The following is a 14,420-nucleotide window of genomic DNA, read 5'->3' as shown; positions in this document are numbered from 1 at the left end:
TCCCCGCCGTCACTCGGCCGTCCGGCCGACCTGGACGTTCTCCAGGACTCCGGCGGCGTCCGGCACCAGGACGGCCATCGAGTAGTAGGCGGTCACCAGGTAGCGGATGATCGAGTTGGCGTCGATCCCCATGAACCGTACGTTCAGGCCGGGTTGGAACTCCTCCGGGATACCCGTCTGGTAGAGGCCGACGACTCCCTGGTCCGCCTCGCCGGTGCGCAGCGCGATGATGCTGCTGGTGTGCTGCGGGCTGATCGGGATCTTGTTGCAGGGGAAGATCGGCACCCCGCGCCAGGCCGGGATCTCGTGCCCCTCGACGGTGGCCGTGCCGGGCACCAGACCGCGCCGGTTGCACTGCCGGAAGAAGGCCGCGATCGCCTTGGGATGGGCGAGGAAGAGCTTGGTCTTGCGCCGCATCGACAGCAGGTCGTCCATGTCGTCCGGGGTCGGCGGCCCGGTGAACGTGCTGACGCGCTGGCCGTGGTCGATGTTGTGCAGGAGCCCGAACTCCCGGTTGTTGACCATCTCCCACTCCTGCCGCTCGCGGATCTCCTCCACGGTCAGGCGCAGTTGCTGCTCGGTCTGGTTCATCGGGTTGTTGTAGAGGTCGGCGACCCGGGTGTGGACCTTGAGCACCGTCTGGGTCAGCGACAACTCGTACTCGCGGGGCGAGAGTTCGTAGTCGACGAAGCCCGCCGACAACGTCGGCTCCCCGGTGTGGCCGGCCTGCACCGGCACCTCGGCCTCGCCCTTGCGGTTCATGGGCAGCTGCTGCCGGGCGGCGTAGGCCTCCAGATGGGCGGCGAGGGACGGCACCCGCCCGACGAACTCGCGCAGGACACCCCAGGGCAGGGCCAGCAGCACGCCCGAGGTCTCGGCGCGCACCGAGCTCAGCCACAGCGGGTCGTCCTGCCCGAGGGCCTCGTCGCCGAGCTGGTCGCCGCCGGAGACGACCCCGACGATCTCCTCCTCGCCGTACTTGCCTGCGGTGAAGCGGGTGAACCTGCCGTGCACCACGAGGTAGGTCTCGGTGACCGGCTGGCCGGCCTCGAAGACGACCTGACCGGCCCGGACCTCCCGCGTCTGGAAGTGGGAGGAGAGCTCCGCGAGGGTTCCGTTGTCGGAGTAGCCGCGCAGCACGGGCAGCTCGGTGAGGGTCTGCGGGATGACCCGTACGTCGTTCCCGCCGTTCTGTTCGAACTGCACCCGGCCCCGGCCGACCCGCAGCTGGAGACGCCGGTTGACTCGGTAGGTGCCGCCCTTGACGTCCACCCAGGGCAGCATCCGCAGCAGCCAGCGCGAGCTGATGGCCTGCATCTGCGGTTCGGACTTGTGCGTGGTGGCGAGCTGGCGGGCCGCCTGGGTGCTGAGACTGGTGAGCTGCGCGTCGGTGGTGGGTTCGGGGGCGGGTTCGTCCAGGGCTGGACCGGTGGCGCTGTCCGGTGTGGACACATTCCCTCCAGGAAGGTGCGCGGAGACGGGCGGACCCGTTCGGGAGGCCCGGTTCGGAAGATCCGCGTGCACCAGCCAAACACCCTGAGTGACGGACGGGTACGGCGTGAAGGGGGCGGTTGCATGGTCCGGAGGGTGCAAACCTGCCTGATGGGGCGGAAGGCGCCCCGCGTGTGCAAAGGCTTCCCGCGTGTGCCCCCGCACGCCGGAGCGCTCAGGGGTCACTTTGGGTTACCCGTGTGTTCGGCAGGCGAGCGGACGGCCGGATGGCTAGCGTGAGGAACCGGACAACCCGTCTCACCGGAAGGCTGCGGTCATGGTCGTACGTCCAGAGGGAATCCCTTGTTGGGCCGACGCGATGTTCAGCGACGTGGAGGGCGCCAAGACCTTCTACGGCGAGGTCCTCGGCTGGACCTTCGGCGATGCGTCGTCGGAGTACGGCAACTACACGCAGGCCTATGCGAACGGCAAGGCGGTCGCCGCCGTCGTCCCGCCGATGCCCGGCCAGGAGGGCCCGGCGCAGTGGTGCCTCTACCTCGCCTCCCCGGATGCCGCGGTGACCGCGGGCAGGATCCGTGAGCACGGCGGCGAGGTGCTGATGGAGCCGATGCAGGTCGGTGAATTCGGCACGATGTGCCTGGGCCGCGAGCCCGGCGGCGCCGTGTTCGGCGTCTGGCAGGCGGGCGTCCACGAGGGCTTCGAGGCGCCGCCCGAGCAGCCCGGCGCGTACTGCTGGGCCGAGGTCTTCACCCGCGAACCCGGGAAGACGGACGCCTTCCTCCCGGCCGTGTTCCCGTACACGGCGAAGCAGCTCCAGGACGACGCGGTGGACTTCCGGATGTTCGAGGTCGACGGCGACATGGTTCTCGGCCGCATGAAGATGACCGACGAGTTCCCGCCCGAGGTGCCGTCGTACATCAACGTGTACTTCACGGTCGACAACTGCGACGACGCCGTGGCCAGGGCCACCAAGCTCGGTGGCGTCCTGCGCTTCGGCCCGATGGACACCCCGTTCGGACGGTTCGCGGCGATCAGCGACCCGCAGGGCGCGAGCTTCTCCGTGATCGACGTCACCACCACCGCGGGCGACATGCCGCAGACCGTGGAGGTGTCCTAGCCGCCCGGCGGGGCGCCCGCCCGACCGTGGCATGATCGGGCACATGCGTGAACGAGTGGTGGCCGCGTGCGACGGGGCTTCGAAGGGGAATCCGGGACCGGCGGGCTGGGCGTGGGTCGTCGCGGACGAAGCGGAGACCCCGGCCCGCTGGGAGGCGGGACCGCTCGGCAGGGCGACCAACAACATCGCCGAACTCACCGCGCTGGAACGCCTGCTGGCCTCGACCGACCCGACGGTGCCGCTCGAGGTCCGGATGGACTCGCAGTACGCCATGAAGGCCGTCACCACCTGGCTGCCGGGCTGGAAGCGCAACGGCTGGAAGACGTCCGCCGGGAAGCCGGTGGCCAACCAGGAGCTCGTCGTCCGCATCGACGAACTGCTCGACGGCCGCTCGGTCGACTTCCGCTATGTGCCCGCCCACCAGATCGACGGCGACCCGCTCAACGACTTCGCCGACCGCGCCGCCAGCCAGGCGGCGATCGTCCAGCAGCCGGCCGGCAGCGAGCAGGGCTCCCCGGAACCGCCGGCCTCGCCGGACACCCCGAAGGGCAAGTCCGCGAAAACGGGCCGCTCCGCCGGGGGCAAGTCCCCCCGGCGGAGCGGTGGTTCGGCGTCCCGCACGCTCAAGGCCAAGTTCCCCGGCCGCTGTGTGTGCGGCCGCCCGTACGCGGCCGGCGAGCAGATCGCCAAGAACGCGCAGGGCTGGGGGCACCCGGAGTGCCGTACGGCGGACACCGACGCGGGCTGAGCGGCGCGCGGGTCACACCACGACGCCGCGCCAGCCTCCGGTCTCCAGACCGCGCTCCTCGATGAACTCCTTGAAGCGCTCCAGGTCACCCTTGGTCTGGCGCTTCACGAAGCCCAGCTTGTCGCCGACGGTCTCGGTGACGCCCTCCGGCTGGAACTCCATCTGGAGCATGACCTTGGTGTGACTGTCGTCGAGCCGGTGGAAGGTCACCACTCCGGCCTGCCGGGCCTCGCCGGAGACCGTGGTCCAGGCGACCCGCTCGTCCGGGATCTGCTCGGTGATCTCCGCGTCGAACTCCCGGCGCACGCCGTTGACGCTGGTCACCCAGTGGGTGAGCGTGTCCGTGCGCTGCTCGATGCGGTCGACCCCGCTCATGAACGCCGGGAACGTCTCGAACTGCGTCCACTGGTCGTACGCCGTGTGCACGGGCACGCCGACCTCGATGGATTCCTCGACCTGCGACACGATCGTCTCCTCCTTGGTTCCTGGTGGTTCGTCTCGTCGCTGCGTGTCCGTCGCGGGTACCCGAGGCCCGCCGGGCAAACCGGCGGGTGCCGATCAGTCGGTGTCGAAGGTGTAGTGGGCGGTGTGGTCGAGAAGGTCCGCCGGGGTGGTGTCGTTCCACGGCTTCATCGTCTCGTTCAGGTCGACGACGTTGGGCGTCCCGCCGCCCGGAAGGTACCCGGAGCCGGGGTGCCGGCGCTGCCACTGGGCCCACAGCTTGTCTATGTACGCGTGGTGCAGCCAGAACACCGGGTCGTTGGGGGAGACGCCGGTCGCCATCTGCCCGCCGACCCAGACATGGACCCGGTTGTGCAGATTGACCCCGCGCCAGCCCTCCAGGTGGTTGCGGAATCCGTCGGAGCCGCTGTTCCAGGGGGCCATGTCGTACGTCGCCATCGACAGCACCGACTCGACCTCGGCGCGGGTCGGCAGCTCACGTACGCCCGTTCCGAGCGCGCGCCGGAGGTAGGTGCGGCCGTCCACCCGGACGTTGACGGCCCAGTTGCCGGCCGAGGCGGCGAACGGACCGTCCATCACCTGGCCGTCGCGGCTGCGCCCGCTGCCGCCGAGGAAGTCCGGTGCCCACAGCGAGGAACGCGGCGAACGGTCGGTGGACCAGTCCCAGTACGGCAGCGCCACCGAGGCGTCCACCGACTGGAGCGCCCGCTCGAACTCCAGCAGGAATCTGCGGTGCCACGGCAGGAAGGAGGGGGAACGGTGGCCGGTGCGCTCGCCGTTGTCGGTGTCACCGAGGATGAACCCGTTGTGGGTGGTGACGAAGGCGTCGTAGCGGCCGCTGCGCTTGAGCTGGAGGACGGCGGCGACGAAGCGCCGCTTCTCGTCGGCGGTCAGGGACGCCTGGTTCTTGCGGACGGTCATGTGCGGTGCTCCAAGTGTGCGCGGAAGGGGGGCGGTCGGCCGGTCAGCCGGCGGGGAACGGTACGAGTCGCGCGCCCTGGAGCTCGTCGACCGCGGCGCGGGCGGCGGCCCGCGGGGTGGGGACCGGGTCGTAGTGGCTGACCACGCTGATCCAGGTCCCGTCGGCGTTGCGCATCACGTGCAGCTCGACCCCGTCGACGTACACGCCGTAGCCGCCGCCGTGGTGATGGCCGCCGCCTTCGGTGGGCCGGCCCTGTATTCGGCGGCCCTTGTAGACCTCGTCGAAGGAATCGGGGGAGCCGTGTGCGTCGTGGTGATGGTCGTCCGCCCGGGCGGCGGGGACGGCGACCAGCGCGGCACCGGTGACGGCGGCCGCCGCGGTGAGTGCGCGACGACGGCTGAGTTCCGGCATGCGGGACCTCCTGGGATGCGTTCGGTTGACGACCCCGTATGCCTATCGACCTGGGGGAGAAAGGGAGAAATCGCCCGAGAGGGGTTGGCTGTGATCAGGACAATCAATTACATGTCGTGCAATCTTGAACGAAGATGATCTTGTTGCGCGCAGGGGACCGGGCCGGGCGGAAGGGGCAATTCCTTTCCGTGAACGCACCGGTTCCGGTGATCTTTCGCGCGCCGGCTCCGCGGTGGTGGTGTGGCCCACGTGGGGAAAGTGGCGCGATCGGGCAGGTGGGGTGTCCCGGCGCCCGCATCAAGCCCTGCTACCCTGCGTCGTCAATCAACCACGTCTGGTGACTCCCGGGAGTGTGCGTGAAGGTCGCCTGTGTCGGCGGCGGGCCCGCCGGCCTGTATCTCTCGATCCTGCTCAAGCGGCAGGATCCGTCCCACGACATCACCGTCCACGAGCGCAACCCGGAGGGCTCGACCTACGGCTGGGGTGTCACGTACTGGCAGGGACTCCTCGACCGACTCCGCGTCTGCGACCCCGAGTCGGCGAGCGCGATCGAGGCGGAGTCCGTCCGCTGGAACGAGGGCGTCGCCCATGTACGGGACCTGGCGACCCGTCAGCCGGGCGACGAGGGGCACGGCATCGGCCGCCACAAGCTGCTGGAGATCCTCGCCGCCCGCGCCCGGGCGCTCGGCGTGCGGCTGGAGTACGAGAGCGGGATCACCGCCGAGAACCTGCCGGACGCCGATCTCGTCGTGGCCGGCGACGGCGTCCACAGCGTCCTGCGCACGCACCACGCCGACGACTTCGGCGCCGAACTCACGCCGGGGCGCAACTCCTACATCTGGCTCGGCACCACCAAGGTGTTCGACTCCTTCACCTTCGCGTTCGTGGAGACCGAGCACGGCTGGATCTGGTGCTACGGCTACCCCTTCAGCTCCGAACAGAGCACCTGTGTCATCGAGTGCGCCCCCGAGACCCTGGCCGGACTCGGCCTCGACCGGGCGAGTGAGAGCGACGGACTGGCCCGGCTCGGGAAGCTCTTCGCGCACATCCTCGACGGCCGGCCCCTGATCGGGCGCGCCGCCGCCGACGGCAGCACCCAGTGGCTGACCTTCCGCACCCTCACCAACCGCAGCTGGTACCGCGGCAACCTCGTCCTGCTCGGCGACGCCGCCCACACCACCCACTACTCGATCGGCGCCGGCACCACCCTCGCCCTGGAGGACGCCATCGCCCTCGCCGAGGCCCTGCGGGAGAGCACCGACCTTCCGGCGGCCCTCGCCCGCTACGAGCGGGAACGCAAGTCCGCCCTGCTGTCGCTGCAGAGCGCCGCCCGCTACAGCGCCCAGTGGTACGAGAACCTCACCCGCTACATCCACCTCCCGCCGGAGCAGATGTTCGCCCTGCTCGGCCAGCGCCACTCGCCCCTGCTGCCCTATGTCCCGCCCCAGCTGTACTACCGGCTCGACCGGGCCGCCGGACAGCTGGGTGCCCTGCGCCGGTTCAAGCGCTGGCTGGGGCCGAAGCTGGCGCGCGGTGCCCATGCCAGGACGCTGACCTCGCGAAAGTAGCCAGGAGGCGGTCGCGGCCACATGGACCGGCCGGGGGTGAATGGCAATTCACTGATACGGTGAATTGCCATTCACCCTTGTTCGATTCCGTCAGGCTGCTGGAGTGTCCATGGCGTCGCCCGCTCCGATACCCGCCCGGACCGAGGGAGCGGCCGGTCTGCGGGCCCGGCTCACCATCCCGGTCCTGGCGTACTGCGGCATCCTCATGGCGGTCATGCAGACCGTCGTCGTCCCGCTGCTGCCCGACCTGCCCCGGCTGACCGGCGCCTCGCCGGGCGCGGTCTCCTGGATGGTGACCGCCTCGCTGCTGTCCGGCGCGGTCCTCACCCCCGTCCTCGGCCGCGCCGGGGACATGTACGGCAAGCGGCGGGTGCTGCTCGTCTCGTTCGCCCTGATGGCCGCCGGCTCGGTGATCTGCGCCCTGACCTCCGACATCGGGGTGCTGATCGCGGCCCGGACCCTGCAGGGTGCCGCGTCCTCCGTCGTCCCGCTGTCCATCAGCATCCTGCGCGACGAACTGCCGCCGGAACGCCGGGGATCCGCCGTGGCGCTGATGAGCTCCACCGTGGGTATCGGTGCCGCGCTCGGGCTGCCGGCGGCGGCCGTGGTCGTGCAGTACGCCAACTGGCACGTGATGTTCTGGGTGACCGCCGCCCTGGGCGCGACCGGTGTCGCGCTGATCCGGTGGGCGGTGCCGGAGTCGCCCGTGCGCGAGCCCGGCCGGTTCGACGTGACGGGGGCGCTCGGGCTGGCCGCCGGGCTGATCAGCCTGCTGCTCGCCGTGTCCCAGGGCGGCCAGTGGGGCTGGGGGAGCGCCCGGGTCGTGGGTCTGTTCCTGGCCGCGGCGATCGTCCTCGGCCTGTGGTGGTGGCACCAGCTGCGTGCCGAACAGCCTTTGGTGGACCTGCGGTTGGTGTCCCGGCCGAGGGTGGGCCTGTCCCATGTGGCGGCGCTCCTGACCGGCTTCGCCTTCTATGCCAACTCCCTGGTGACCGCCCAGTTGGTGCAGGCGCCCGAGGCCAGCGGGTACGGGCTCGGGCTGTCCATCGTCCAGACGGGCCTGTGCCTGCTGCCCGGTGGCATCACCATGCTGCTGTTCTCGCCGCTCTCCGCCCGTATCTCCGAAAGGCGCGGGCCGCGGATCACGCTCGCCCTCGGTGCCGCCGTCATCGCCTCCGGGTACGCCCTGCGCATCGCCGACAGCCGCGACCTGTGGATGATCATGGTGGGGGCGACGGTCGTGGCGACCGGCACCACCCTCGCGTACTCGGCGCTGCCGTCACTGATCCTGCGGGCCGTCCCGCCCGGACAGACCGCCTCGGCGAACGGCTTCAACGTGCTGATGCGCACCATCGGCCAGGCCACCTCCAGCGCCGCCGTCGCCGCCGTCCTCGTGCACCACACCGGTCTCGTCGGCGGAGTACCGGTGCCGACCCTGCACGGCTATCTGCTGGCGTTCGGTGTCGCGGGCGCGGTGGCCCTGGCCGCGTGCGCGGTGGCGCTCACCATCCCCGGCGACGCCGGACCGGAGGACACCCGGCGGGTCCGTGGCCGTACCCGCTCCGTCGGCGACGGGGCGCTGGAGGGAGCATGAGTGCCGTGAGCACTCCATCCGACGCCTCCGCCGCGCCCCCGCCGCCGGCCCCCGCCCGGCGCGATGCCGAGGCGACCAAGGCCGCGATCCTGCGCGCCGCCCGGTACCTCCTCGCCCGCCAGTCGCACGCCGACATCACCCTCAAGGCCGTCGCGGAACGCGCCGGGGTGAGCGCGCCGCTGGTCCTGAAGTACTTCGGCAACAAGGACGCCCTGTTCGCCCGGGTGATGTCCTTCGAGGAGGACGCCGACGCCCTGCTCGACGCCCCGCCGGGGCGGCTGGGCCCGCACATGGTCCGGCATGTGGTGGCGAGCCAGCGCGAGCGCGGCGCCGACCCCTTGCTGCGCATCGCGTTCGCGCCCCTGCACGGCGACCACGGCGACGTCCTGCGCGCCAACTTCCGCACCCAGGTGACCGATCGCCTGGCCGCCCGCCTCGCCGGACCCGACGCGGCGATCCGCGCCGAACTCGCCGTCGCCACCGTGCTCGGCCTGGGCGTGATGTTCGGCATCGCCCGCGGGAGCGAGCTCAGGGCGACGCCGATCGAGGACATCGTCGAGCGGTACGGGCCGACGGTGCAGGCCCATCTGGACGGTCCCTGACCGCAGCGGGGCGTCAGGGTTCGAGGGCCTGATCGAGGGTGGGATGGCAGGGGATGAGGTCGTCGACGCCGACCAGTCGCAGTACGTGCAGCACGGGTTTCCGCGCGGCGGCGATACGCAGCCAGCCCTCGGTGCCGCTGACGGCCTGGTGTGCGGCGACGAAGACGTTGATGCCGCTGGAGTCCATGAAGCTCACGCCGCCGAGATCCACCACGGTCCGTGACGGCGACGCCCCACCGTCCTGTGGGAGCAGGGCGTTGCCGAGGGCGTCTCTGACGTCGTGGTCGATCTCGCCCCGCACGACGATCACGCGCACGTCGCCGACCATGCGGTGTACGACGGAGAACCGGTCCGGCCGGACCGTCTGCCCGATGTCGCTCACCGTATGCCCGACCGGTCTCGGGCCCGCCCGGGGGCGGGGTGCGCGTGGATGATCCCGCTCCACCGTTCGGACCGCGGACACCCGGGCGGCCGGGCCGAACAGGATGCCGTCGGCCCCGCCGCCTCTTCCCGCCGTCCGGCCGAGGACGCCGCGGGCGCCAAGGCCCCGGCAGGCGTGGTCCCTCGGGGCCGGCTCTGGTTCGACAAGGCACCGGCGTCCGCGTCACGTGTGCGCCAACCGGTCTCCATCGGCCCTCAGCTTTCCTCGTTCTCCCGAGGGCGCTCTCCTGTGCTGCCCCCACTCTGTCGCCGGAGACCATACCTCACGATCCGGAGCATGAAAATCTACCTCGGCGAGAGTAGACATTGGTCGATGGCGTGGTTATGGTTTCTCTCGTAGATCAGGCAGAACGCAGGGTCCGGCCGACCCGAACCGCCTTGCGCAGTACGGCAGTTGCACTGTGCGGTCAGTCGATCGCCGACGGGAGGACGGAGGAGCCGAACGCCATCAGGATCAGCCGGGCGGAGATCACGAGCCCGGATCCGCGGCATCGGCAGCGAGGTGGTCTCCGGTCGCGCAACCGCGATCCCGGCACACCCGACCGCGTCCCGGTCGGGCATGCGGGAGCAGAAGGCCGGCACGGTAGCAGGGCCGGCGGATGGTGTGGCAGTTCCTCCGGGCCCTGGCGCGGTACGGCGCCAGGGCCCCTCTACGTTCCATGTGTTCCGCGGGCAGCCGCACGTGACCGCGGGCGACTCCCGCGGCCGTCCCGAAGACGAGACCTCCCCGCCTCACCACCCCGCCGTGCCCCGGGTGCGGACATCGCCCTGCCGCGTCCCGGCAGACGGCCGGGAGCCGACCCGCGGACCTCGGCGACGCGCCGAGCCGCACTCGTCCGCCGATCCCGCAACAAGAGCGCATGATCGCTGAAGACAGGGTGTCATCGAGCCGTGAAGGAGCCGCTGTGACCGCAAGAGGGCCGGACGCCGGGCAGGCCGCCCGCCCTCCCGGCGGCACGGGTGGCCGGGGCCGGGCGATGACTCTGGCGGGGACACTGGCCGCGGCGGAGTCCGCGGCGCCCGTGGAGTCGCTCGACGTGGTCGCGCGCATGCTCAAGGAGCATCTCGGGGCCGCGGCGGTGTCGTTCCTGATCACCGACTTCACCGGCGGCTCGGTCGTACGGCTGGGGGCGGCGGGCAGCGTCGACACCGAGGAACCCGCCCGGCGCATCCCGCTGCGGGGCACGCTGTACGACGATGTGATCCGCAGCCAGCGGCCGAGCGTGGAGGACAAGGGGGAGGGCGCGCTGGTGCGGATCGTCGCCCCGGTGACCAACCGCGGGGACGCCATCGGGCTCCTCGAACTGTTCCTGCCCGCGGTGCCGGACGCGGAGGTGATGCGGGAGATCGGCGAGACCGCGCACGCCCTGGCGTACATCGTCATCGCGAACCGGTCCTACACCGACGTCTACCAGTGGGGCCGCCGTACCGTCCCGCTGAGCCTGGCCGCGGAGATCCAGCACCGGTTGCTCCCGGCCTCACTGGCGTGCGAGGCGGCCCAGTTCGCGGTGGCCGGGGCGCTGGAACCGGCCGACCACGTCGGGGGCGACACCTTCGACTACGTGATCGACCGGGACACCGTCCAGCTCTCCGTCACCGACGCCATGGGTCACGATGTCGACGCCGCGCTGCTGGCCACCCTCCTGGTGGGCGCCCTGCGCCGCGCCCGGCGGGCCGGTGGCGACCTCGCCGAACAGGCCCGCCAGGCCGACCGGGCGATGCGCGAGCACGGCCGCCAGGGCTATGTCACCGGTCAGCTCCTGCGCATCAGCCTGATCGACGGCACGACGGAGTTCATCAACGCCGGGCACCCCTGGCCCCTGCGGATGCGGAACGGACGGGTGAGCGAGATCACCCCGAAGATCGACATGCCGTTCGGCTTCCACGCCCCTCACACCTACCGGGTCCAGTCGCTGGACCTGCGGCCGGGCGACCGGCTGGTGATGCTGACCGACGGCATGCTGGAGCGCAACGCCAACCGCCTCGATCTGTCCGACCTGATCGTGCGCACCCGCGATCTGCATCCCCGCGAGGCCGCCCGCACCCTCATCGCGGCGATCGTCGACGCCAACCAGGGCCACCTGCAGGACGACGCGACCGTCATGTGCCTGGACTGGCACGGCACCGGTCACTCCCGGCGTGACGCCGACACCGGCGCCGACCTCACCGACGCCTCACGACCGTCGCGGACCGAACCCAGCACATCCGGGTGATGACGGGCGGGCGGCGGGCGTACGCGGGGGACCCGGCGAGTGCCTCCTCCGCCCCGGCCGATCGGTCCCGCGCCCACGGGAGAGGCCCCGCCGGTGCGCACGGGGACCCGGAGCGGCCTGTTCCGCACCAGATCACGGCGGATGACAGACTGACGTCATGGACGAGCGCGAATTCGGTAGGTCTGGTCAGCACGCATCCGTCGTCGGTCTCGGCACCTGGCAACTGGGCGCCGACTGGGGAGACGTCGACGACAAGGAGGCGCTGACCGTTCTGGAGGCGGCGGCCGAGTCGGGGGTGACCTTCTTCGACACCGCGGACGTCTACGGCGACGGACGCAGCGAGCAGACCATCGCCGCGTTCCTGAGCGGCCGGCCCGACCTGCACGTGCTGGTCGCCACCAAGATGGGCCGCCGCGTCGACCAGATCCCCGAGAACTACGTCCTGGACAACTTCCGCGCCTGGAACGACCGCTCCCGCCGCAACCTCGGCGTCGACCGTATCGACCTGGTGCAACTGCACTGCCCGCCCACCCCCGTCTACTCCAGCGACGAGGTCTTCGACGCCCTCGACACCCTCGTCGAGGAGGAGCGCATCGCGCACTACGGCGTCAGCGTGGAGACCTGCGCCGAGGCCCTCACCGCGATCGCCCGGCCGGGGGTGGCGAGCGTCCAGATCATCCTCAACCCCTTCCGGCTGAAGCCCCTGTACGAGGTGCTCCCGGCGGCCCGCGAAGCCGGCGTCGGCATCATCGCCCGCGTCCCGCTCGCCTCCGGCCTGCTCTCCGGCAAGTACACCAAGGACACCGTCTTCCCGGAGAACGACCACCGCGCCTACAACCGGCACGGCGAGGCCTTCGACCAGGGCGAGACGTTCTCCGGCGTCGACTACACCACCGGCGTCGAGGCCGCCGTCGAGTTCGCGGCCCTCGCGCCCGAGGGGTACACGCCGGCCCAGCTGGCGCTGCGCTGGATCATCCAGCAGCCCGGCGTGACGACCGTGATCCCGGGCGCCCGCTCACCCGAGCAGGCCCGCGCCAACGCCGCCGCCGCCAAGCTCCCGGAGCTGACCGGGGAGACCCTCGCGGCGGTCCGCGACCTCTACGAGCGGCGCGTGAAGGAGCAGGTCGAGGGACGCTGGTAGCCGGAAGCGAGGCGGCGGACCGAGAGAACCGCCGATCACGGGGTACCCGCCGGGAGAGAGGGGACCGACCACTCGAACCGGGAGGACAGCACACGTGACGGATACGGCGGCCAAGACCGAGCAGCGCAGGGGGCGGGACGAGACCGAGGAGGAGAGAGCCGACCGCATGTGGGGGGAGCTGATCCAGGAGATCAGGGTCGCCCAGACGGGCGTGCAGATCCTCTTCGGTTTCCTGCTGACCGTCGTGTTCACCCCGCGCTACGCGGACCTCCAACACGTCGACCAGGTCATCTACATCGTGACCGTGGTCCTGGGCGCCTGCGCGACGGGCGCCCTCATAGGTCCCGTCTCCCTGCACCGCCTGGTCTCCGGGCGGCGGGTGAAGCCGCAGGCGGTGCGGTGGGCGTCCCGGCTCACCTTCGTCGGCCTGCTCCTGCTGCTCGCCACCATGACCGCCTCGCTGCTGCTGATCCTGCGCGTGGCCACCCACGACGAGTTCGTGCCCTATCTCGTCGCGGGTGTGTTCACGTGGTACACGCTGTGCTGGTTCGTGCTGCCGCTGTGGACCCGCCACCGCTACACGACGGACTGAGCAGCCATCCGACGGACTGCGCAGCCACTCGACGGACTGCGCAGCCACCCGACGGTTCCAGCGGCTATCCGACGGACTGAGCCGGACCACCGGTTTCGGGCGCGGTGCCCCGGGCGCCGCGCAGCGCGGTGATACAGCTGCCGATCGCCTGCTGAAGCTCCTCCAGCTGCTGGACCATGTCGTCCTCGTAGAACTCCTGCGCGTCGACGTCGTCGAAGGTCAGTTCCTCGAACACCTTCGTCGCCCGCTGGAGGCTGCTGTAGAACTTCGTGCGCCGCTCCTGGACGCGCAGTCCGGGGTCGGCCTCGACGGTCTCCACGACCAGGCTCTTCATGGTGTCGTAGGCATCGCTCGCCCACTCGCCCGCGTCCTCGTCGTCGTTCAGCTCGTCGAGCAGCGAGAGGTGCCGCTCGGCCTCCTGGCGCAGCTCGGCCGGCGCGTCCAGCGTCTGCCCGGCGGGCGTCTTGATCCGGCCGGACTCGGCGATCTGACGCACGTACCCGATGCGGTCGGCCGAGCGGCTCTCGGTGGCGACGGCCTTCTTGAGGTCGTCGGTGCGTACGACGTCCCGGGCCAGCTCGATCTGGAGATCGGGGTCCTCCTTGATGCGGTCCAGGAGGGCGGCGCGGGCCGCTCGGGCGGTCGACGGGTCGGCGAGGATCGCGGCGCGCAGCGCGGTGGGGTTCTCCGCGACCTCCAGCGCCTTCGTCGGGCGGATGCCCTCGGCCTCGGCGGCCTCCGCGATGGCGGTGCCGCGCTCCGAGCCGGCGCTGGAGCGGGAGACGTAGTAGGTCAGCCACACCTCGGCGTCCGGCAGCTCGACCTCCTGGCCCGGCGCCAGCTCCTCGAAGTGCGGGACGAGACCGTCGTCCGCCGCCCGGTCCCAGGCCTTGTAGTACCGCATGACGCGGTCGGGGGAGCAGCCGGCCAGTCCGGCGAACTCCTTCGCCGACACCTTCGGCGTCTCGTCCGCGCTCTGTCCGCCCGGCCGGACGCTGCGCGCCACCATCAGGCCGAAGGCCCACCCGCCGGTCCGCGCGTAGACGCCGAACTCACGGGCGTCCCGCGCCACGAGGTCGGACAGGGGCGCGGGGGCCGTCTCGGGGGCCGTCTCGGGCAGGTCGATCGCCAGGGTCACGGATGACTCTCCTCTGCGG

General features: G+C 71.2%; 14 protein-coding genes. 8 read left to right on the top strand and 6 right to left on the bottom strand.

Annotated features, from left to right (window positions below; all coding sequences use genetic code 11):
* Positions 1 to 9 precede the first annotated feature (9 nt).
* Positions 10 to 1,452, bottom strand: a complete 1,443-nt coding sequence (locus tag ASD48_RS31085; RefSeq protein WP_057605138.1) for a family 2B encapsulin nanocompartment shell protein — start codon at positions 1,450 to 1,452, stop codon at positions 10 to 12.
* Between the two features lie 358 nt (positions 1,453 to 1,810).
* On the opposite strand from ASD48_RS31085, the gene ASD48_RS31080 reads away from it, so the two are divergent.
* Both ASD48_RS31080 and ASD48_RS31075 read left to right on the top strand, forming a co-directional pair.
* Positions 1,811 to 2,569: a VOC family protein gene (locus tag ASD48_RS31080; protein WP_242432790.1), complete on the top strand. Its 759-nt coding sequence runs from the start codon at positions 1,811 to 1,813 to the stop codon at positions 2,567 to 2,569.
* Positions 2,570 to 2,600: 31 nt separating this feature from the next.
* Positions 2,601 to 3,317, top strand: coding sequence for a ribonuclease H (locus ASD48_RS31075; protein ID WP_057605136.1), 717 nt, complete (start codon positions 2,601 to 2,603; stop codon positions 3,315 to 3,317).
* 12 nt (positions 3,318 to 3,329) lie between these two features.
* On the opposite strand, the gene ASD48_RS31070 is transcribed toward ASD48_RS31075, so the two are convergent.
* From ASD48_RS31070 to ASD48_RS31060, 3 genes are all read right to left on the bottom strand, one after another.
* Entirely contained in the window at positions 3,330 to 3,782 is a 453-nt protein-coding gene (locus ASD48_RS31070; protein ID WP_057605135.1) for an SRPBCC family protein, read from the bottom strand.
* A 93-nt stretch (positions 3,783 to 3,875) separates the two neighbouring features.
* Entirely contained in the window at positions 3,876 to 4,700 is an 825-nt protein-coding gene (locus ASD48_RS31065; RefSeq protein WP_057605134.1) for a tyrosinase family protein, read from the bottom strand.
* A gap of 43 nt (positions 4,701 to 4,743) precedes the next feature.
* A complete protein-coding gene (locus ASD48_RS31060) occupies positions 4,744 to 5,112 on the bottom strand; it encodes a tyrosinase family oxidase copper chaperone (RefSeq protein WP_057605133.1) in 369 nt (122 codons plus the stop codon).
* Positions 5,113 to 5,462: 350 nt separating this feature from the next.
* On the opposite strand from ASD48_RS31060, the gene ASD48_RS31055 reads away from it, so the two are divergent.
* The 3 genes from ASD48_RS31055 (at position 5,463) to ASD48_RS31045 (ending at position 8,876) form a co-directional block, all read left to right on the top strand.
* Positions 5,463 to 6,680, top strand: coding sequence for an FAD-dependent monooxygenase (locus ASD48_RS31055; RefSeq protein ID WP_057605132.1), 1,218 nt, complete (start codon positions 5,463 to 5,465; stop codon positions 6,678 to 6,680).
* A gap of 109 nt (positions 6,681 to 6,789) precedes the next feature.
* Positions 6,790 to 8,274 (top strand): MFS transporter, encoded by a 1,485-nt coding sequence (locus ASD48_RS31050; RefSeq protein WP_057605131.1) that lies wholly within the window; start codon positions 6,790 to 6,792, stop codon positions 8,272 to 8,274.
* The gene (locus tag ASD48_RS31045; RefSeq protein ID WP_057605130.1) at positions 8,271 to 8,876 is read left to right on the top strand and encodes a TetR family transcriptional regulator; all 606 of its coding nucleotides are present in this window, start codon (positions 8,271 to 8,273) and stop codon (positions 8,874 to 8,876) included. Before ASD48_RS31050 ends, ASD48_RS31045 begins: the two co-directional genes overlap by 4 nt.
* A gap of 13 nt (positions 8,877 to 8,889) precedes the next feature.
* Here the strand turns inward: ASD48_RS31045 and ASD48_RS31040 are convergent, their stop codons facing one another.
* Positions 8,890 to 9,258, bottom strand: a complete 369-nt coding sequence (locus tag ASD48_RS31040) for an STAS domain-containing protein (protein WP_057605129.1) — start codon at positions 9,256 to 9,258, stop codon at positions 8,890 to 8,892.
* 1,036 nt (positions 9,259 to 10,294) lie between these two features.
* Between ASD48_RS31040 and ASD48_RS31035 the strand changes: the two genes are divergently transcribed.
* The 3 genes from ASD48_RS31035 (at position 10,295) to ASD48_RS31025 (ending at position 13,263) form a co-directional block, all read left to right on the top strand.
* Complete coding sequence (locus ASD48_RS31035) at positions 10,295 to 11,530, top strand: PP2C family protein-serine/threonine phosphatase (protein WP_057605548.1); 1,236 nt, start codon at positions 10,295 to 10,297, stop codon at positions 11,528 to 11,530.
* A 157-nt stretch (positions 11,531 to 11,687) separates the two neighbouring features.
* Positions 11,688 to 12,671, top strand: coding sequence for an aldo/keto reductase (locus ASD48_RS31030; protein WP_057605128.1), 984 nt, complete (start codon positions 11,688 to 11,690; stop codon positions 12,669 to 12,671).
* A gap of 166 nt (positions 12,672 to 12,837) precedes the next feature.
* Positions 12,838 to 13,263 (top strand): DUF6328 family protein, encoded by a 426-nt coding sequence (locus ASD48_RS31025; protein WP_057605547.1) that lies wholly within the window; start codon positions 12,838 to 12,840, stop codon positions 13,261 to 13,263.
* A 64-nt stretch (positions 13,264 to 13,327) separates the two neighbouring features.
* On the opposite strand, the gene ASD48_RS31020 is transcribed toward ASD48_RS31025, so the two are convergent.
* The gene (locus ASD48_RS31020; protein WP_057605127.1) at positions 13,328 to 14,401 is read right to left on the bottom strand and encodes a hypothetical protein; all 1,074 of its coding nucleotides are present in this window, start codon (positions 14,399 to 14,401) and stop codon (positions 13,328 to 13,330) included.
* Positions 14,402 to 14,420 lie beyond the last annotated feature (19 nt).

The organism is Streptomyces sp. Root1310 (assembly GCF_001426425.1).
Classification (GTDB): Bacteria; Actinomycetota; Actinomycetes; order Streptomycetales; family Streptomycetaceae; genus Streptomyces.
This window is presented reverse-complemented; position numbering and strand designations above follow the sequence as displayed.